Consider the following 18,924-nt stretch of genomic DNA (forward strand, 5'->3'; position numbering starts at 1 on the left):
TCTATGAAATTGGCTTGGCCTGTAACAAAAAGAAAAAGAATAAATGATTATATTGAATCCCACAAAAATAGTGTGTTTGAGTTCAGTCTTCTCTTAGTAGGAAATGCATCGGCCGCTGAAGAAATTTCCACAAGTGCTTTTCTTCAAGTCTGCCAACAAAGGGGGGATCACCGAACTCTTCACCAAAGTCATCTCCCTCTGTACGTAAAAGTTGTGCATCTTGCTGAGGGGTATATGAAACATGGAAAACAGGCAGAGCCATACCTAAAAGATGGGCATGCAGATACCAAAGATATACCGTTATTTAAAGAACGTGAGTTGTTATATGAGGCATTGATGGACTTACCGATGAGAGATCGAGTCATACTCGTGTTAAAGCATACTTGCTCGCTTTCGACAGAGGATGTGCAGGAAGTATTAAATGCTGCATACGAACAGATCTAATGAGTGTAATTCATTAGAGAAGAGTGGAGTCATCAAAAAAGGTGATTATTTTATGAAATAACCACCTTTTTCGCTCCCTGCAATATAATTAGATAATCAACTTCCGATCTCTTTCTTCCTCTGGTCTGCTTGTTTCTGAGCGAAGGAAGTCCAGATCATACTCGGAACCCCTGCCACCATACTCACTAGTAAACTCCACATTATATAACGCCATTCACCGGTAAAAAGTGATACGCCAAGAAAAAAGATCAGCTGTCCCACTAAAGCAAACCACGAAGCAATCCAGGCATATGTTAAATTTTCTTTCATCCCGCTCCTCCTTCTTTTCAAGCGTGTAAAAGTACATATTTTTCTAATTGACTTGCCCCTATTGTGGTATCAAACTTATTCTGTCTGGTAAGCCGCTATCTTCGATTTGACGAATTGCCGAAATCTTACCTTGGTCGTTCGTATTAACCCTTCCAGTAACATTTCCTGTCCCTGACTCTCCGCCTTTCCTCCATTCCACTTCAACTTCGAAGCGATATACATCTTTTTCTAAATCATCTACTTTTTCAATTTGAACCTCTTTCGCTTCTATTTGATAGTCGTTTCCATGAGCGCTTGGCAGCCACATCAGTACATAATTTTGAGTAATAAACGTTTCAAAGTTGTCTTCTTGAAAGAGAGACTTATAATTTTCATCTACATAAGTAGTTAACGATTTTCCGTTTCCATCGAGCGACCTTTTTAATTCATCACTCGGTCCACTAAGCTCCTTTTCCAGGAAAATGCGGACGGTCTCTGCGCCTTTCTTGTCACCTTCGGAAGGGGAGTTTTCACGGGTCTGTTCCCCATCAGTATTTGAACTGTCTACACTCTCTTGTGAAGAGACAGTCGTCTGCTTTTCATCGCTTGATTCAGAATTTGAGCAGCCCGCCACTAAAAATAGGGCACACGCAAACAGGAAAGATTTCAAAAATATAGTCTTAAAAATAATAAATTCCTCCTACTGTCTATCTTTTTCATTATACGATATTTACAATAATAGGTTTCATTTCCATTTAAAAGGAATAAATTCCAATCCAACAAATCCCCCCTTAACGCTCAGCATAATTTTTCAGCAATATTAATATTGACATTGTGTATATAATATATATACAATATATACAAAGTTCAGAATGTAGCGAGGTAACCATGAGTATAAATATCAATATTTCAAATTCTTCTCAGGAACCAATTTATTCGCAAATAAAAAATCAAATAAAGCAAAGCATTTTGCGTAACGACATGGAGGCGGGAGAAGCCCTGCCATCTATGCGCCGCCTGGCTCAGGACCTCCGTATCAGTGTGATAACGACCAAACGTGCCTATGAGGAACTGGAATCGGAGGGCTTTATCACTTCATTTGTAGGAAAAGGATCTTTCGTAGCTGGGCAGAATCAGGATCTGATTAAGGAAAAGCGAATAAAAGAAGTGGAAGTAAGGATGGGAGAAATTGTAAATGAGAGCAAGAACTTGAATATTTCCCTGCAGCAACTCCATGATCTTGTCACGATGCTTTATGAGGAGGAAGAGTAGTGGAAGACACCATAACACTGAGTCACGTAAGCAAAGCATATAAAGAATTTGCGTTAAAAGACGTCTCCTTTTCAGTAAAAAAAGGCTTTATTACAGGATTTATCGGCCCGAATGGATCTGGCAAAACGACAACCATTAAATGCATGCTCGACCTCCTCCAACCGGATTCAGGGACAATACAAGTGTTTGGAAAAGATTACGCCAGGCACATGAAAGAATTAAAACAGCGAATCGGTTTTGTTTATGCAGAACATCAAATGTATGAACATGTAACCATTGAGAAAATGAAGCGAATTATCTCACCTTTTTACAAGAATTGGGATGACGAGGTATTTCACCATTATATGAAACGACTTGGACTTCCTTGGAAGCTTAAGATTGGGCAATTGTCGAAGGGAATGGCCACGAAGCTGTCCATTGCCATTGCATTATCCCATCACGCTGAACTAATCATTTTAGATGAGCCCACCTCAGGACTGGACCCTGTAAGCCGCAGAGATATACTGGATATCCTTTCAGAAGTAGTACAGGACGGCAGAAAGTCTGTCTTCTTCTCCACTCATATCACAACGGACCTGGAACAAATCGCGGACTACATTACATTTATACATAATGGAAAAATTGTCTTCAGTGAAGATAAGGAGACGCTGATGGAGCAGTATCATATGGTTCGCGGCCCCAACGAACTGCTGGACAGAGACATCCGTCAGCTCTTTATTAACATACGTGAAACGACCGTTGGATTTGAAGGACTAACACAAAAAGGCGAACCGGCAAGACGCTTAATGAAGGATTATGCGGTTATTGAACCCGCTACTCTGGAGGAAATTATGGTTTATACCGTGCAAGAATTTACGAATAAGGAGGCCTATCAAAGTGACAACTCTATTAGAAGTTGAAAAACTAAGAAAAACCTATACTGATTCTGATTTTGGACTGCACGATGTTACGTTTTCGATTCCTTATGGTTCCATTTGCGGCTTTATCGGAGGCAATGGTGCTGGGAAGTCGACAACGATGAATGCGATTTTAGGAACACGCCCTAAGGACAGCGGGACCATTAAATTTTGTGGAAAAGAACTAACCAATCGTGACGTACATATGAAGGATGAGATTGGTGTTGTGTTTGATACTGTTAAGCTGCCGGATGTTACAGTCGAAAAGATTGAAAAAGTGTTCCAAAACATTTACACCCGTTGGGATCAGGGCAAGTTCTATCATTACGTGGATTTCTTTTCCCTTCCTAGAAAAAAGAGCATCGGTCACTTTTCACGCGGTATGTCTATGAAACTATCTATGTGTGTCGCTTTGAGTCATGATGCCAAGTTGTTACTCCTGGATGAGGCAACAGCAGGTCTTGATCCTGAAGGAAGAAACGATATGCTGGAAGTCTTGAGAGACTTTGTAGCTGATCAGCAGCGAAGCATCCTGCTTTCATCTCATATTACAAGCGATATTGAAAAAGTCGCAGACCGGCTAATTTTTATGAAAGAGGGAAAGGTTTTGCTCAGTGTAGATAAAGAGGACCTTTTTCAACGTTATGCGATTATCCAATGCGATCCAGCTCAATTTGAGCATGTTCAAAAGGAATCTGCCGCTTTCCTTAAAAACGGGGATAAACTTGAAGCCCTTGTATCAAAGACACAGCATATCGCTTCTGCTATGAAGGATAAACCCTTTTCCATAGATGACATTGCACTGCTCTTAATGAAGGGGGAAAAAGAATGAAAGGATTATTGTTAAATCAATATTATACCGTAGAAAAGACGATTATAAATTACATTCCTCTTGCCCTCTTGCTAACCACGATCCTGATTTTTTTCGACAACTCTAAAGTTCAACGTCTGGCAGCCTTTCTGCCCATAATTTTAATGGCATCCTCTTCACTTGAAGTCCTGAAACGCGAAGCCAAATCAGGGTGGAATCAATATGTATTAACTCTGCCGGTTAAGCGACAAAATGTGGTGCAAAGCCATTATATCTTCTTCATCCTGCTCACGATCACGGGCTTGTTGATCGCTTGTATCGGTTATGCCCTTGCTCTATTTATAGGAGGGCAGCCGCCAGGAAACGCATATGGGCATTCGTTAATGAGTATCATCGGGATAACCTTCACCATGGGTTTTACCGCTTACCCTTTAACCTACGCTCTGGGCACGGAAAAAGCAGAATTGGTGGCAGGCATTAGTGCAGGTGCAGGGCTGGGATTGTATTTCTTAAGCGCTTCCCTATTTGAATTCTTAATTATGCCTATTCAGGCATTCCAGGGATTTAATTCGGACCTTCTCTTTTCGCTGAGCTTTATGGTCATTACATTGCTATTGTTCGTTCTCTCCTATATGATTTCTATCCAAATTTATAAACGGAAAGAGTTTTAATAAGTTAACCAATGCGAGATTCACTCCTTTCCTGGTTTTATGGTTAGAATCTAAAAGATTTTGCGAGGATATTACGACAAAAAAGAACCACCAATTTCTAGGGACGGATATTTAACTAAACATACAAACTAAACCCACGAAGCTCCATGAACTAATTAGCTTTAATATATAGACTACCCTGAAAATAACTACCGCTTTAAGGCCGCACTAAATAAAGGGGATCTTCTTGCTTTTTAAAAAATCCCTGAATCCCTTTGTTATTTATTTCAACACTTATCTTTGTATTTACGTCATCATTTATCTAAGCCGACTGTGGCGATAAGTCGACTACAAAACCTAAGCGCTGAAGACTCTTAATGGCTTTCTGTTTTTTTGCTTCTAATGCTTGTTGATTATACTGGTTTGCCCCTCGTTCTTTGTACATTTCTCTTTTCGTTAATAGGTGATAAACAATCACAAGTAATCTCCGGGCAATGGCTACTCTCGCCTTTTTAGGTCCGCGGCGGGATTTAAGTCTTTGGTATTTGGCATGCAAATACGTACCTTTTTTACGAGTGGCACTCGTAGCTGCTTCTACTAAAGCGTGACGAAGATATTTATTTCCATCTCGTGTACGTGTATTTCGTTTTTTACCTGCGCTTTCGTTTTGTCCTGGGGCCATACCGGCCCATGAAGTTAGGCGGTCTGCGCCTCCATATCGCCCCATGTCCGATCCTAGTTCTGCCATCAGATGTTGGGCGGTTGATCGCCCGATTCCAGGGATGGAATCTAAAAGAGCGATATCTTCTTCAAAAGGGGCCATGCGGGTGTCAATTTCTTGAGAAAGATCTTCGATCTGTTTTTCCAAGAATTCAATATGGTCTAGTTGTGTTTTAAGCATCTTACGCTGGTGCGGACCTACTAGGCCTTCCAAAGAACGTTCTAAGAGAGGGATCTTCTTACGGAGGTTTCCTTTTGAATGTTGAGCCAGTACTTTTGCATTGGTATTTCCACTAATGAGATCGCGAAGGATCAGCCGTCCCGAAACTCCTAACACATCGGTAGCTACAGCCCCCATTTTAATATTGGCCCCTTCCAATACTTTTTGGATTCGGTTGGCTTCCCTGGATCTCTCATCAATTAGACTGCGACGGTATCTTACGAGCTCTCGTAATTCCCGCTGTTCTCGATTTGGGATAAAGCTCGGCTTCAGTAACCCATGTTTCAATAGCTCGGCAATCCATTCTGCATCCTTAACGTCGGTTTTTCTTCCTGGAACTTGTTTAATATGTTGGGCATTCACGACATAAACCGATAAATTCGCTTCCAGTTCTAACAGATTATAAATGGGCTTCCAGTAGACACCTGTACTTTCCATCGCCACATGGGTACAGCCATTCTCCCGGATCCAATCAGACAGGGCAAGCAAGTCATCTCTCATGGTGCCGAAGGTACGAAGTTCCTTCTGATCAGAAAGCAAAAGACATGCAGTGATACTCTTCTTGTGCACATCCATCCCACATACACGATCACTTATTATGTGCATAAGGGCCCGCCTCCTTTTGGAAAGTTACAGCCAGCTACTCCTTTCGGAAACGTTACGTGTAATCTACCCTACGTGCTTCTCCGAAGAGAGCGACAATCCATGGTACACTTGCTTCCGAAGATCCGTCTCTGTTACGAGTTCTAAGACATCACGCCTTCTCGACCTTTGGTAGAAGTCGCTGACTGTACTCTTCTAATACCCGTTTGGAAGCCATTTTCATATGTCATGGTGCGAAAAAATTAGCATGAACGTCTCTGTTAAACTTCCGTGTTGATTTAAAAGTAAAGCTCCCGATACTGGAAGACTCAATTTCGAGATATCTAGTGAGGGAGTTAGGTCCTGCGGGGAACGACTCGCTTTCCGTGGGCATGTGCTGAGCCTCCTCAAGCTATGTAATGACCCCCAAATGTTGGACACCTCACGAAACCTAGGAGGGATCCACCATATGTCCAAACTTACTTCCCAAGAAAAACACTTGGCCGTACACCGTTATCTCACGGAAAATGTCAGTTTCCGAGACTTAGAAAAACAATTGGGAGTTGATAATTCTTCGATCCGTTATTGGGTGAAATTAACCGAATATCATGGAGAAGAAGCCTTCGACTTCCCCTATACAAACTATTCTGCTGCCTTTAAACTGAAAGTAATTCAATGTATAGAGGAAGAAGACTATTCGATTCGAGATGCTTCAGCTATGTTCCACATCCCCCACTTTTCTATGGTGCGCCGATGGCGCAAGAAGTGGCTGGAAGGTGGAAGAGAAGCCCTTGAATCCACGAGAAAGGGGCCAACCCAAATGACGTCTCATAAGAAGACACAAGATTCTATGGATTCGTTTGAAGCCTTAAAGAAAGAGAATGAGCGCTTACGAATGGAAAATGAATATTTAAAAAAGTTGAAGACCTTAGCTCAAAAAAAGCAATTATCTCAAAAGAAGAAAAAGCGCAAATAATCGACGAGTTAAGGGTTCGATTTCCTGTTAAACAACTGACTGAAATAGCTGATATCCCGCGAAGCACTTATTATCATTGGAAAGAAAAGCAACACGAACCAGAAAAGGACCAATCATGGAAGGAGCTTATCACCTCCATTTTTCATGAACATAAGGGCCGTTATGGCTATCGCCGAATTGAAAATGAGCTTCGTAATTGCGGTCATGAAGTGAACCATAAAAAAGTCTATCGTCTTATGAGAGAGCTAGGGCTACAGTCTACGGTGAAAGTGAAGAAATATAGTTCTCACAAAGGAAAAGTTGGAGAAACAGCTCCAAATATTTTAGATCGAAATTTCAAGGCAGATCAACCGAACCAGAAATGGGCTACAGACATTACGGAGTTTAAGCTGTTTGGCCAAAAGCTTTATGTTTCCCCTGTCTTAGATCTATTCAACGGAGAAATCATCACATACACCATTGGTTATAAACCCACCTATTCCTTGGTAGATGACATGTTAGACCAAGCCTTTGAACACCTTCATCCATCGGATGAACTGTATATGCACTCCGACCAGGGATGGCATTACCAAATGGCTCCCTATCGAAAGAAATTGAAAGACCATGAAGTAACCCAAAGCATGTCCAGAAAAGGGAATTGTCATGATAACGCCGTTATGGAAAACTTTTTCGGTATCATGAAGTCGGAATTTCTTTATTTAGATGAATTTGAAAGTCTGGATCATTTCAAACAAAAGTTAGAGGAATACATCCATTACTATAACCATAAACGCATCAAATCAAAGCTCAGAATGAGCCCCGTTTCTTATCGAACCCAGTTTCAAGAACCGGCGTAATAAGTTAACGGAACGTGTCCAATTTTAGGGGGTCAGTTCAGCTAAAGCTTTCCGGGGTCTCACCGATCATGGTTATCCCACAGGAGTCTCCCCGTTCCCCTCCGGACCTGGCCGAATCAGAAACTCGAAACGGCTTCATCCTTCACCCGATTGAGAAGAAATAATCACATGGGCGTATATACTTTTTCAGTTTGAAACTGTGCGGGATCGCCTGTTATATAAGCAGTCAGGCGGGATAAGGAGGATAGAATACTCTCTTTTCAGAGGGTCCGTTATTCTCCCGTGGCTGGGTTGGTGGGGAAATGGCGAGACTCCCATGGGAGAAGGAACTAGGTGAGATCCCGCAGGGAGTGAAACGAGCGAGGAAGCTCACCGTTCCCCCATAGGAAAGCGAGTTATTTCCCCACCAACCCTATACCCTTTAAGTAACGGACCACGATTTATCTCGAAACTGAGTCTTCAAGTATCCGGCCCTATTGTGTAAAAAGCCGCTTATGAAAAAGCAACAATAAACTTTAACAGAGCCAAAATATAAGAAAACATTGAACCATAATAAGAAGCTTTTATTTTTTAAACGTAATATCCCTCCCTGATCGTCCATGATAAAACATAGATTTCAGCCCCTAAACATAGGTCGAGCACATTGAGCACACCTATATACGTTTATACAACTCCTTCCAGGGAACAGTATTGTACAATAATAAAAAGGAGGATTTTTACAATGGCTGAAAAAGATCCAAAAAATGCAGCAGCACAGATGAGTGAAGATAAGAAAGATGACATTATGAAGAGCTTCGAATCGTTTAAGGATTATCTAGGAGATCAAGTTAACAAAGGTGAAAAACTTGGACTTGGCTCAGAAGGTCTTTCTAAAGGAGCTAAACGCGTTGCGGATTACCTTGCCAAGCATGAGGAGCCTCGCAACCGTGAAGAGAAAGTTCTCAACGAACTATGGGGCGTAGCCAACAAAGAAGAACGTGAACACATGGCTCATGTTCTTGTTAAGCTTGCTGATCAAACTAACTAAATTATTAAAAAATGAAGCCAGCTCTCTAATTTAGAGAGCTGGTTTTTTTGGGCAAAAAGAAGGGACTGAATGAGCAAAAAGAATTTTCCAATGCTCCTTTCTTCCTCTTATTAAAAAAATTGTAGTATAACGTTTAGCTTATCGTTTCTTATGGAATACATAGGAGACAACAACTATATTGATAATATTTGTAAATCGGAGGTTATATATGAAATATCTTGGTTTCATTTTAGTTATGCTAGCAGCCATCCTTTGGGGAATAACCGGAGGAATTGCTGATATATTAATGAACAAAGGCTGGAATCCTACTGTCATTTCTTTTTACCGGGGAGCCGTAGGCCTTGTTTGTGTCTTGCTGTGGTTTCTTGTTCATCCTAAACAAAACTGGCCGACCTCTCCCAAAATTTATTTGTGGTCTATTCTTGCGGGACTCGGGGTAGCAGGTAACTTTACCTTGTATTTCCTAAGTATAGAAGCTGCCAGTATTGCTATAGCTGCTACCTTAATGTACACCGCCCCCGTCTTTGTCTTATTGGTATCATTCATTACGGGAATAGAAAGATCGAGCTGGGTTAAATGGGGATGCATTGTCGGGGTCCTTATCGGAATTGTGTTACTTACAGGAGCCTATAACGCCGGATCTTCTTCTGTTACGCTCCTAGGTGCTGCCGCGGGACTTGGTGCCGGTATTTCGTACGCCATTTTCATTTTCGGATTTAAAAATGCTTCCGTGCACGGTAATCCACAATCCGTATTAACCATCGCATTCTTGACCTTTAGTATCGTTCTATTACTATTCATTGATCGCAGCCAAGCCGCTTCTGTTTTAACTTCAGGTGATTTAGGATGGTTTATTTTGCTCGGTCTCGTGGGCGCTGGAATATCTTTCGTGTTCTATGTGATCGGTGTCAGGCGGACGGCTCCTTCCACGGCTTCGATGGTTGCTATGGTCGAACCCGTCACAGCTTCCTTATTTGGTGTAGCCATTCTTGGGGATACCCTGACGTTTATTCAGCTTATGGGCATGGTCCTTATCCTGGCAACCATTACATTCTTAAGTGTGAAGCAGTCTGGCTAAAAACTTTAAGCCATATAGAAAACAGGCCCAGCATATTGCCGGGCCTGTTATGGAAAATGATATACAAGGAATAATTAAAAAGAATTGACTCTATTATTTTGTTGCTTACTTAACCCCTTGTAGACTTCAGCTGCATTATAAAGATTTAATTCCGAAGCCTTCTCCTTTTTATGCGACAAGGTGAAGGTTTCTTCTTTATTATTCCAAGTTACTACGACTTCAAATTCATCCTCTTCTAAACCATATTCTTTTGAGGTATTGCTACTTTTTCTCCAGGTATTGTATTCCTGAAGCCGGATGCTGCTCCCGCTTTCAGGAGATACACCTTCAATGGAAACTTGAACTGATGTGGAGTTTCCTTTGCCTTTATCCCGAGCATCCCCTTTATAAGTAAGGTTTGATATCTGAGTTATTTTAAACGTATGATCCCCATTATTTTGTACCTGTTTTACAGACAATGTAGCGCCCCAAGTTTCACTCTCTCCGTAAAATACCTTCGTTGAATTTATCTCTACTTCATCATACGAACACGCTGTTAACATAAACAGCGAAAAAGATACCATGAGTATTATTAAAAACTTAACTCTCATGTTTTCCCTCCTACATTTATTTTCCATAAAAACTTTTAAAAATTGTGTCAGGCTCCTTCATATGAAAAGACTGAATAAACCTTTTCATATGAAGGAGCCTTTTTAAAATCTTCTCTGCGCTACTTTGTTTTTCTTGAAATAAAGAGTGGTCTCACCTGGTTTCGTTTCCGATAAGAACCTCACATGACAGATAGACCGCCGTTAATAAAAAATCACCATGTGTAGTTTTCATATTCCACTACTCAAGTATCTTTTAGTAAGACACCAGTACCGGGAGCGAAAAAGATCGCACATAAAAAAGCTTCCAGCCGTTTTTGTCCGACAAGAAGCCTTAAGATCCTGCATGAAAAAGGTACGACTCTGTTATGAAGAGAGAGCCCACGTTTTCCACGGATCTTTCTTTTAACGCTGTCCTTGTCAGCCTCACGGGACTGAATTAAAGGTACCAGTATTTTGTTGATGACAGTATGACAAACTTCAGGAAGGATTGTCAAATGCTTTTCAAGGAAACAATAAAACCTATTATTTTTCAATGGGACTCTACATAACAGTGGAGCTAGAGATTGGAACTACGGGTAGAATTATTCTTATCCGACTACTCTACTTCAAACTCTGTAGCTAATTGTACAGAAATCTCCGTATGTGCAGCATGAAATGTTTTTACCACCCGATACCGGCCTGAACTTAAAGAGAATGATCCTAAATCTATTTGCTGGGTAAAGGTGTTTTGAGGTTCGAGTCGGTAACCAATATCTTCAAATGCTTGAGAACCTGATGCATTTCTCCAGCTCCCTGAGTGATACTTTTCCAAGACATACGGCTTCCCGAATTGTAATAGTGTAGGTCCCCAGTTCTCTACGTTCACTTCCAACGAGTCATCCTCTTGATAAACATCTTTACCAGTGTACATGCGCGCATTAAATTCTTCTGGTGGCACGTAAAAAACGGCCACATCCGTATCCAGTACCTCATCATTCTCACCTATCGCTTCTTGGCTGTAAGTGTAAAGAACGTCCGTTTTTTGAGGAAGTTGAACTCTTAGTTTCTCTCCATCTGTAAGTACTTTCTCTTCTACCATTTTTATTTTCTCCAGGTCCCGCTTTCTTTCTACAAGCTGGACACGAATTTTCTGGTTCGGAAAGGACTCGTGTGTTCCTACAGTTTTCCCTGGTTCTACCATATGAAAGGTAGTGGTTAAATAAATACCTTTAAAGAATTCGTTTGTGTATGGCTCGTATCCTGTTTGTTCATTAATTTTTTCAGTTGTCCATTCCTTGAAATCAGGCAGCTCCGAACCAGAGCTTGAATCACCTATCTGACTTGGGATGCTGCCGGAGGAACTAGCCCTTGGATCCAAAGAAGAACAGCCGACGAGGAACAGCAGCAAAGTGAACAAAAAAAGCACTTTTTTCATATTCATCCTCCTCAATAAATAGTAAAGTGATGACATAACATGAAGCACCACTGTTCTATCCAATCAGACGTCCCAGCACAAAGATAAGTTACAACCAAAAGCTTCCACCTCAGGTCATCCATTTTATGGATGACCTGAGGTGGAAGCTTTTGGAATAAGGAAATATGTAATAAAGGTAACGGTAGAGATGAATAATACTTAATCCTCTTTAATACTTTAAAGCGTGTTTACACTTAGACAGTATTGTATTACAATTTATATTGATTAATACTTTCTCACGTTTTTAACCAATTTCGTGAGAACATGTAGGAAAAGTCTCACCCGATCAAGGACTCCACTTATAAAAGTGGAGTCCTTGATCCTTGTAAACCAGTCGTTTGATTACTCCAGAAAATACTTAAGAAATGTGATTGGATAATAGATGAAATAGATATCCAAGGCCCCTCATATAGAATAAAGCAACTACGAAGCATCCCTAATTAGTAATGATAAATAGATAATTAATTTCAGCTTCAAATTTTCACATTGTAATCATGCAAAAAATCCATTATTCCCTCGCTAGTTTTTCCTTTATGACTTTACGAATATCAAAGAAACCGATCATCCCGCATACAGCAGTACCTAAACCTAAAATACACGTAAGAATCCAATTTTCTCCCCAGCTGGTGATCATACTGCACAGACAAGCTATTGCTACTGCAAGTGCTCCATATTTCGCCCGCCAGCTTTCTAATTTTGAAGCTTTTCCGCTTCCCACATGCAGTCCCCTCTCCATGCACTATTAATAGTCTTTATAGCCTGGAAATAATTCAGTTACTATGGATCAAGTCCTTATTTATTCCTTTCGCATACTCTATCGCTTTCTCATCATTTAAAATGTCTAACGGTTTTACACCTTCACCTAAGATATAATCCACGAATGTTAAATTCATAAATTCACAGATATATTTAAATTGCTGAACAAGAGGCAGACCCTTGATTCTCGGTTCATCTCCTCCTGCAGCTATTAAATACACGGGCTTATTTGCCATTGACTCTTTAAAGTTAGGGAATTTTTCGTCTCGTGCTGTTTGGGACCACCGATCAATAAAGGTCTTCATAACACTGGACATCCCGTACCAGTAGATAGGCGTAGCAAAAATCAGTACATCAGCATCGATCATCTTTGAAACCACTTGATCATAATCATCTTCTACTTGATCAAACCCTTTGTCATCATGTCTTTGATCAATAATATGATTCATCTGGTAATCTTTTAAAAATATTCTGTGGACCGTTAAATCTCCGATAACAGTTTCAGTTAGAAGTTCTGTGTTTCCTCCCTCACGCGTTCCTCCGTAAAGTACGACAATATTCAATTAAACCACCCCATCAATTTATTATACTTTTTTGAAACATACTCTTTATGAACTACAACTTGTCCTTTTTAATGACATCTGCCCCTGGCCTTTATAAAAAATATGGTTTCCGTACTCTCGGACAATTCTATTATGTAACGAATTACAATCACCAAGGTTCCCATTGTGAAGATTTGATACATGTAGACGCTTTTGAACCTCAAGATCTAAGAAGGATTCAGAACCTTTTCATGAAATTCATCTATTTTTCAATCCTGATAAATTTAATACTCCATTTAAAATATTGGAGAATGAATCCCCTGATCAATTAATGATAAGAGGGAATATAAAATTAAACGAACCTCATGTGAAGCTGCCGACTTTTGCTGAATTTTAAATAGGTTTGAATATAAAAGAAATAATATATTTCTGAAAAAGGAGTGTTGTATCATTCCCTAACGATGCAACACTCGCAACGTTTAACACTGACAAACCATCAACATATTTCCGTCTGGATCTTTAAAAACAAAAAAGTGATCATGCATAATCTCCGAAACAAGCTCCACATCCTGTTCTTTCAGAGATTGATATGAGGTATGGATATCATTTGAACTGAATTGAATAGCTGGCACGTTCAAAGTGGGCAATTCCCCATTTTCCCCTCGCCACATCGGCATCTCATCAAGCACAAGATCCGTTCCATTCATATCCGCTACAAATAGATGACCAAATTGTATCTCTCCGCCTTCAATTCCTAATACATTCTCATACCACTCTTTTGCTTTCTCAATATCTTTTACAGGGATAAACACGGTATTCACATGATGATTAACTGGACTGTTTTCCACTTACTAACCTCCTATTCATTCCGCGATACTCCTTTACTTGAAACATACAAGTAGAGTTACCCTGTCATGCATGCGAGCAGTCTATTGCCTTCTGGATCATAAAAGTGACATCCATAGATCTGACCGCCAAAGTTCTCAATCTCTTCGACCTTCACTTTCTTTTCTTTCAATTCCTTTTGGGTTAACTCGATATCATCAGTCACAAAAAGGAATGGGGCGTAAGGTAAAGGGGTGATTTCTTCCACTTGAGCCTGTAATAGAATGAACGATGGACCATTCATTTTAAATTGCAGAAAACCTTCCCCTTCATCTTCTACCTCCAAATCTAAAACATCTTTATACCATTCCTTCGTGCTTTCAAAGTTCACCAAGTGAATAAAACAACTATTAATTTGATTTTTCACGGTTTACGCATCTCCTTTTCACTATTCATAGCTGGAGAATAAGTCACGGATTATTGAAATTTTTTATGTATGTATTCCCAGATGACTAATTTAGGGGTCTAGATTCCTTTCCCAGTCCTCGCCTCCTATTTTTTAAATTTCATGTCAATTATTTCAAAATTTTCAGTCAAGGGCAACTATCCTATCATATAAAAAAGAAGCTTACCAAATATGGTAAACTTACACAGGGTTTCAAGGACTCATGACCCTTATTTAACCAGCTTATAATTAGCTACAAAAGGAGATATGAGCATACCTAATACAAATATGATTAAACCTGCCGATTTGGTAAAAAGTGTATGGGTGAAAGGTGTAAAAAAGAATCCAAATATAAGGAATGGAACAACACTTACAAGGGTTACTCTTAATCTTGAAGGAAAATCTATTTGATGCTCACAACGGCAATTTCTGCATGAAAGTAAACCATAGAACAGGTTTCTCTTTAAGATTTCCCCCCACTTAAACTCAGTATGGCAACAATCACAACTAGTCATAGCAATACACCAACTTCTAAACATAATTGTAAAATCATTCTCTCACTAATCATACCAGATGGAACAATAGCCCCACTACATGAAAATTGGTTTTTCGAGTTAAATACACTACTTAACATCCCTATCAATAAACACAGGGGTACTATGATTTAGAAATTAGGGCTTTCTGCCACAATATGAATATCAATCCCGTCTGTATAACGCATAATATTATTTACGATAGATCCTTTCGTAATCTCTTCCCAGCGACTCCTTGCCGATTGTCCCATTATAATCTGAGTTACGCGGTATTTTGTAGCAATATCTGTAATGGCTCTTGGAATATTTCTGTCATCCCTCTTTTCTTCTACTATAAAAGTTGCGTTAAACTGATTACACAATTCCCTCCACCTTTTCAAATGATTTTCATTAGGTTTTGTAGCAATATGCAACACATATAACGGTGCATTGAGCCGTTTGGCAAACCGCCATCCACGCCTAATCAGCATTTCCGCATTCGCATCATATTGAACACAAACCATGATTCTTTCCGAAGCGTTAAAAAAAGGGATGCCTCCTTGCGCTTCATTGATTTTTTCTATACGTTCGTCCACATCATCTGCCACTTCTCGTAACGCCAGCTCTCTTAGAGCTGAAAGGTTATTCCTATTAAAGAAGTTTTGTAAAGCTTGCTGGATTTTAGTTGAATCGTATATTCTTCCAGTTCTCAATCGTTCCTGCAAAATTTCTGGAGTTACATCAATTAGAATGATTTCCTTTGCTTCCTGTAAAATAGTGTCCGGCAATCGTTCACGTACTTTAACTCCAGTAATTTGCTGGATTTTATCATGCAGACTCTCTAAGTGCTGGATGTTAACGGCTGAAATGACATTAATCCCCTCATTTAATATAACGAGGACATCTTCATACCGTTTTTTATTTGTTGATCCCGGCACGTTGGTGTGAGCCAGCTCATCAATAAATACGACCTCAGGTTTCCTCGCAATAATGGAATCTACATCAAGTTCTTTGAGAACATGCCCCTTATATGGAATATCTTTAAGAGGAATGGTTTCTATATCTTCGATGAGGGCTTCTGTATCTTTTCGTCCATGAGATTCAATGAGTCCGATAACTACATCAATGCCGGATTCTCTCATCTCATGAGCCTCCTGGAGCATGCGGTAAGTCTTCCCTACCCCGGGGGCGGAACCGATATAGAGTTTAAACTGTCCTTTTTTAGAGTCTTCAATGTCTTTCAAAAACTCCTCTGGGCTTTTTCTTCTCGGTTTGTCGTTACTTTCCACCTATCGTTCACCTCCATTTTAAAAAAGGAGACTGCATTACGCAGCCCCCTCCATCCATTAGGATGCTCACTTTTCATTAATGGCTAGATTTAACGTCAACACATTCACTCCTGGAGATCCAAACATCCCTAATGAAGGTTCCTGAGTATGTGCTTCTATTAAATTCCGTAACGTACTTTCATCCATCCCCGTATTTTCAGCGACACGAGGAACTTGAGCTAAAGCTGCCTCTGGTGAAATATGAGGATCCAATCCAGATGCTGAATTCGTTACTAAATCAATCGGTAAATCCCTGACAAGTACTTCAGGATTTTCATCTAACCAGCGCTCTGTATCCTGAATAGTCCTCTCTATCATCTCGGGATTGGAAGGTGCATAGTTGGGTGATCCCGAACCTGCGGCATCGTAATTGATGCTTGAGACTCGACTATGGAAATATCCAGGTTCATCAAATGATTGGCCGATAAGCTTCGACCCTACAACCTTTCCTTCACCATTGTATACTAAGCTTCCATCAGCCTGTTTATTAAAGAGCCCTTGACCTACAGCGGTAACGGCTAAAGGGTAAAGAATGCCGCATATAATCATTACGCCAAGACTTAAGCCGAGTATGTTCCATATAGAAAATCCATGTTTTTTCATCCAAAACCCCTCCTACATAAAGACTTGTAACATCATATCAATGACCTTTATACCAATGAACGGGACCAGGACCCCTCCTAATCCATAAATAAGCAAATTTCGTTTTAACAATTCATTCGAAGATACCGGCTTATAGGTAACTCCTTTAATTGCCAAAGGAACCAGGGCGGGAATAATGACCGCATTAAAAATTAAGGCTGATAATATCGCCGAAGCTGGTGAGTTTAAATTCATGATGTTCAATGCTTCCATTTCAGGAATAGCTAGCATAAACATAGCTGGAACAATCGCAAAGTACTTGGCAATATCATTTGAAATACTAAACGTCGTTAGAGCCCCGCGCGTCATTAGTAACTGTTTCCCAATCGCAACAACTTCAATAATTTTCGTTGGGTTGGAGTCAAGATCAACCATGTTGCCAGCTTCTTTGGCTGCCGTTGTTCCGCTGTTCATTGCAAGGCCTACATCGGCCTGAGCCAAAGCAGGGGCATCATTGGTACCGTCTCCGGTCATGGCGACCAACTTGCCTTCTGCCTGTTCACGCTTAATGACTTCGATTTTATCTTCCGGTGTACTTTCAGCAATAAAGTCATCGACCCCTGCCTCTTTAGCAATGGTAGCTGCCGTCAATGGGTTATCCCCAGTACACATGATCGTTTTGATTCCCATCTCTCTAAGTTGATCAAATCGTTCTCTCATTCCAGGTTTAACGGTATCTTTCAAGTAAATTAATCCATAAATTTGATTATTCTTCGCAACGGCTAATGGTGTGCCACCCAGCTTAGAGATGCGTTCCGATTCTTGTTGTAGTTCGCCCGGAACGTTTCCGCCATTTTGTTCGACCCACTTACGGATGGCGTCCACAGCTCCTTTACGGTACTGATCACCATTCGGTAAATTCAGCCCACTCATACGTGTCTGTGCTTTGAAGGGGATCACTTCCGCATCGTTTACATTTTCTAGAGAAACGTAGATATTCCGCTCCTCTGCCAGTTCTATGACAGAACGTCCTTCCGGTGTTTCATCATGTAAAGATGTGTAGGCAGCTGCTTCGGTTACCTCTTGATCGCCATAACCCCCTACAGGAACAAATTCAGATGCCATACGGTTTCCAAAAGTGATCGTTCCCGTTTTATCAAGAATAATCGTATTGATATCCCCGGCTGCTTCAACAGCTTTCCCTGACATAGCTAACACGTTGAAACGGGTAACACGATCCATTCCCGCAATCCCAATCGCGCTTAATAATCCTCCGATGGTCGTTGGAATCAAGCAAACAAGAAGGGCGATTAATACACCTGTATCGATTGAAAAATTCAGATAACTGGTGAAAAAAGGTAATGTTACGACAACAATTAGAAATACCATCGTCAGGCTGATCAATACGGTATTGAGAGCAATCTCATTCGGTGTTTTTTGCCGATCAGCTCCTTCAACCAATGCAATCATTCGATCCAGGAATGATTCTCCTGGCTGATTCGTAATCTCGATCTTTAATTGGTCACTGACGATTTTTGTACCTCCAGTCACCGAATTAAAATCCCCGCCAGCCTCTTTTAGTACAGGGGCGGACTCACCGGTGATCGCCGATTCATCCACACTGGCTATCCCTTCGATAACCTCACCGTCCCCCGGTATTAATTGTCCCTGGGAAACGACAACGATGTCTCCTTTTTTCAATAAGGAGGATGAAATTTCTTCCGTTTCCCCTGACTTGGTTAGACGATAGGCAATTGTATCCTGCTTCGTTTGTTTCAGCGTGTCGGCTTGCGCCTTTCCTCTGCCTTCAGCCACCGCTTCTGCAAAGTTTGCAAACAACACAGTGATAAACAAAATCACCGAGACGACGAAGTTAAACCAGCTGCCATTGTTCTCATTGACTTGGGGAACGAAGGCTAACAGTAAGGTAAGCAGAAACCCTATCTCGACTATAAACATAATCGGATTTTTAACCATATATTTAGGGTGAAGCTTGACGAAAGCATCAAGCAACGCCTGCTTTATTAACTCTTTAGTAAATAACGACTTTTTCTTTTGAACTTGCTCATGCGCAACTGTTTCTTGAACCAT

At 40.6% G+C, this 18,924-nt stretch carries 20 protein-coding genes; 8 read left to right on the forward strand and 12 right to left on the reverse strand.

All coding sequences use genetic code 11. The annotated features are described in order from the left end of the window. The first annotated feature begins 3 nt into the window (after positions 1-3). Positions 4-444 (forward strand): RNA polymerase sigma factor, encoded by a 441-nt coding sequence (locus ACTWPM_RS02285; protein WP_443131445.1) that lies wholly within the window; start codon positions 4-6, stop codon positions 442-444. A 96-nt stretch (positions 445-540) separates the two neighbouring features. On the opposite strand, the gene ACTWPM_RS02290 is transcribed toward ACTWPM_RS02285, so the two are convergent. Both ACTWPM_RS02290 and ACTWPM_RS02295 read right to left on the reverse strand, forming a co-directional pair. Then, a complete protein-coding gene (locus ACTWPM_RS02290) occupies positions 541-753 on the reverse strand; it encodes a hypothetical protein (RefSeq protein ID WP_443131446.1) in 213 nt (70 codons plus the stop codon). A gap of 58 nt (positions 754-811) precedes the next feature. Then, the gene (locus tag ACTWPM_RS02295; protein WP_443131447.1) at positions 812-1,402 is read right to left on the reverse strand and encodes a hypothetical protein; all 591 of its coding nucleotides are present in this window, start codon (positions 1,400-1,402) and stop codon (positions 812-814) included. Between the two features lie 224 nt (positions 1,403-1,626). Here ACTWPM_RS02295 and ACTWPM_RS02300 point away from each other — a divergent pair, with 224 nt between their 5' ends. The 4 genes from ACTWPM_RS02300 to ACTWPM_RS02315 are packed head-to-tail and all read left to right on the forward strand — an operon-like array spanning position 1,627 to position 4,382. Next, the gene (locus tag ACTWPM_RS02300) at positions 1,627-2,004 is read left to right on the forward strand and encodes a GntR family transcriptional regulator (protein ID WP_443131608.1); all 378 of its coding nucleotides are present in this window, start codon (positions 1,627-1,629) and stop codon (positions 2,002-2,004) included. After that, positions 2,004-2,903: an ABC transporter ATP-binding protein gene (locus ACTWPM_RS02305; protein ID WP_443131448.1), complete on the forward strand. Its 900-nt coding sequence runs from the start codon at positions 2,004-2,006 to the stop codon at positions 2,901-2,903. Before ACTWPM_RS02300 ends, ACTWPM_RS02305 begins: the two co-directional genes overlap by 1 nt. After that, positions 2,881-3,732 carry an ABC transporter ATP-binding protein gene (locus tag ACTWPM_RS02310; RefSeq protein ID WP_443131449.1) on the forward strand — a complete coding sequence of 284 codons (852 nt, stop codon included), beginning with the start codon at positions 2,881-2,883 and terminating at the stop codon, positions 3,730-3,732. Before ACTWPM_RS02305 ends, ACTWPM_RS02310 begins: the two co-directional genes overlap by 23 nt. After that, a complete protein-coding gene (locus ACTWPM_RS02315; RefSeq protein ID WP_443131450.1) occupies positions 3,729-4,382 on the forward strand; it encodes an ABC-2 transporter permease in 654 nt (217 codons plus the stop codon). The genes ACTWPM_RS02310 and ACTWPM_RS02315 overlap by 4 nt, the downstream gene beginning before the upstream one ends. A gap of 301 nt (positions 4,383-4,683) precedes the next feature. On the opposite strand, the gene ACTWPM_RS02320 is transcribed toward ACTWPM_RS02315, so the two are convergent. Beyond that, a complete protein-coding gene (locus ACTWPM_RS02320; RefSeq protein WP_443131451.1) occupies positions 4,684-5,907 on the reverse strand; it encodes an IS110 family transposase in 1,224 nt (407 codons plus the stop codon). A gap of 445 nt (positions 5,908-6,352) precedes the next feature. Between ACTWPM_RS02320 and ACTWPM_RS02325 the strand changes: the two genes are divergently transcribed. The 3 genes from ACTWPM_RS02325 to ACTWPM_RS02335 all read left to right on the forward strand — a co-directional run bounded on the left by ACTWPM_RS02325 (position 6,353) and on the right by ACTWPM_RS02335 (position 9,800). Next, a protein-coding gene (locus ACTWPM_RS02325) for an IS3 family transposase (RefSeq protein ID WP_443131452.1) occupies positions 6,353-7,695 on the forward strand; the annotation gives its coding sequence in 2 pieces (ribosomal slippage) (positions 6,353-6,806 and positions 6,806-7,695; 1,344 coding nt in all). A 721-nt stretch (positions 7,696-8,416) separates the two neighbouring features. Then, positions 8,417-8,722, forward strand: a complete 306-nt coding sequence (locus ACTWPM_RS02330) for a DUF3243 domain-containing protein (RefSeq protein WP_443131453.1) — start codon at positions 8,417-8,419, stop codon at positions 8,720-8,722. 208 nt (positions 8,723-8,930) lie between these two features. Beyond that, positions 8,931-9,800 (forward strand): DMT family transporter, encoded by an 870-nt coding sequence (locus tag ACTWPM_RS02335; RefSeq protein ID WP_443131454.1) that lies wholly within the window; start codon positions 8,931-8,933, stop codon positions 9,798-9,800. 74 nt (positions 9,801-9,874) lie between these two features. On the opposite strand, the gene ACTWPM_RS02340 is transcribed toward ACTWPM_RS02335, so the two are convergent. From ACTWPM_RS02340 to kdpB, 9 genes are all read right to left on the reverse strand, one after another. After that, positions 9,875-10,390 carry a hypothetical protein gene (locus ACTWPM_RS02340; protein ID WP_443131455.1) on the reverse strand — a complete coding sequence of 172 codons (516 nt, stop codon included), beginning with the start codon at positions 10,388-10,390 and terminating at the stop codon, positions 9,875-9,877. Positions 10,391-10,985: 595 nt separating this feature from the next. Further along, positions 10,986-11,804, reverse strand: coding sequence for an immunoglobulin-like domain-containing protein (locus ACTWPM_RS02345; protein WP_443131456.1), 819 nt, complete (start codon positions 11,802-11,804; stop codon positions 10,986-10,988). 547 nt (positions 11,805-12,351) lie between these two features. Next, positions 12,352-12,561 carry a hypothetical protein gene (locus ACTWPM_RS02350; RefSeq protein ID WP_443131457.1) on the reverse strand — a complete coding sequence of 70 codons (210 nt, stop codon included), beginning with the start codon at positions 12,559-12,561 and terminating at the stop codon, positions 12,352-12,354. 52 nt (positions 12,562-12,613) lie between these two features. After that, positions 12,614-13,162, reverse strand: a complete 549-nt coding sequence (locus ACTWPM_RS02355; RefSeq protein WP_443131458.1) for a flavodoxin family protein — start codon at positions 13,160-13,162, stop codon at positions 12,614-12,616. Positions 13,163-13,620: 458 nt separating this feature from the next. Beyond that, positions 13,621-13,989, reverse strand: a complete 369-nt coding sequence (locus tag ACTWPM_RS02360; protein WP_443131459.1) for a VOC family protein — start codon at positions 13,987-13,989, stop codon at positions 13,621-13,623. Between the two features lie 56 nt (positions 13,990-14,045). Continuing rightward, positions 14,046-14,393 (reverse strand): VOC family protein, encoded by a 348-nt coding sequence (locus tag ACTWPM_RS02365; RefSeq protein WP_443131460.1) that lies wholly within the window; start codon positions 14,391-14,393, stop codon positions 14,046-14,048. Positions 14,394-15,075: 682 nt separating this feature from the next. Further along, complete coding sequence (gene kdpDN / locus ACTWPM_RS02370) at positions 15,076-16,212, reverse strand: KdpD-like non-kinase potassium sensor (RefSeq protein ID WP_443131461.1); 1,137 nt, start codon at positions 16,210-16,212, stop codon at positions 15,076-15,078. Between the two features lie 66 nt (positions 16,213-16,278). Continuing rightward, positions 16,279-16,854: a potassium-transporting ATPase subunit KdpC gene (gene kdpC, locus ACTWPM_RS02375; protein WP_443131462.1), complete on the reverse strand. Its 576-nt coding sequence runs from the start codon at positions 16,852-16,854 to the stop codon at positions 16,279-16,281. A 12-nt stretch (positions 16,855-16,866) separates the two neighbouring features. Then, positions 16,867-18,924 carry a potassium-transporting ATPase subunit KdpB gene (gene kdpB / locus ACTWPM_RS02380; RefSeq protein WP_443131463.1) on the reverse strand — a complete coding sequence of 686 codons (2,058 nt, stop codon included), beginning with the start codon at positions 18,922-18,924 and terminating at the stop codon, positions 16,867-16,869.

It is taken from the genome of Halobacillus sp. K22 (genome assembly GCF_052246795.1).
GTDB lineage: Bacteria > Bacillota > Bacilli > Bacillales > Halobacillaceae > Halobacillus.

Bases quoted from the DNA above. Each gene is read 5' to 3' on its own strand.
- ACTWPM_RS02285 (WP_443131445.1), top strand. From the start codon at position 4: ATGAAATTGGCTTGGCCTGTAACAAAAAGAAAAAGAATAAATGATTAT.
- ACTWPM_RS02290 (WP_443131446.1), bottom strand. From the start codon at position 753: ATGAAAGAAAATTTAACATATGCCTGGATTGCTTCGTGGTTTGCTTTA.
- ACTWPM_RS02315 (WP_443131450.1), top strand. From the start codon at position 3,729: ATGAAAGGATTATTGTTAAATCAATATTATACCGTAGAAAAGACGATT.
- ACTWPM_RS02320 (WP_443131451.1), bottom strand. From the start codon at position 5,907: ATGCACATAATAAGTGATCGTGTATGTGGGATGGATGTGCACAAGAAG.
- ACTWPM_RS02330 (WP_443131453.1), top strand. From the start codon at position 8,417: ATGGCTGAAAAAGATCCAAAAAATGCAGCAGCACAGATGAGTGAAGAT.
- ACTWPM_RS02335 (WP_443131454.1), top strand. From the start codon at position 8,931: ATGAAATATCTTGGTTTCATTTTAGTTATGCTAGCAGCCATCCTTTGG.
- ACTWPM_RS02340 (WP_443131455.1), bottom strand. From the start codon at position 10,390: ATGAGAGTTAAGTTTTTAATAATACTCATGGTATCTTTTTCGCTGTTT.
- ACTWPM_RS02345 (WP_443131456.1), bottom strand. From the start codon at position 11,804: ATGAAAAAAGTGCTTTTTTTGTTCACTTTGCTGCTGTTCCTCGTCGGC.
- kdpC (WP_443131462.1), bottom strand. From the start codon at position 16,854: ATGAAAAAACATGGATTTTCTATATGGAACATACTCGGCTTAAGTCTT.
- kdpB (WP_443131463.1), bottom strand. From the start codon at position 18,924: ATGGTTCAAGAAACAGTTGCGCATGAGCAAGTTCAAAAGAAAAAGTCG.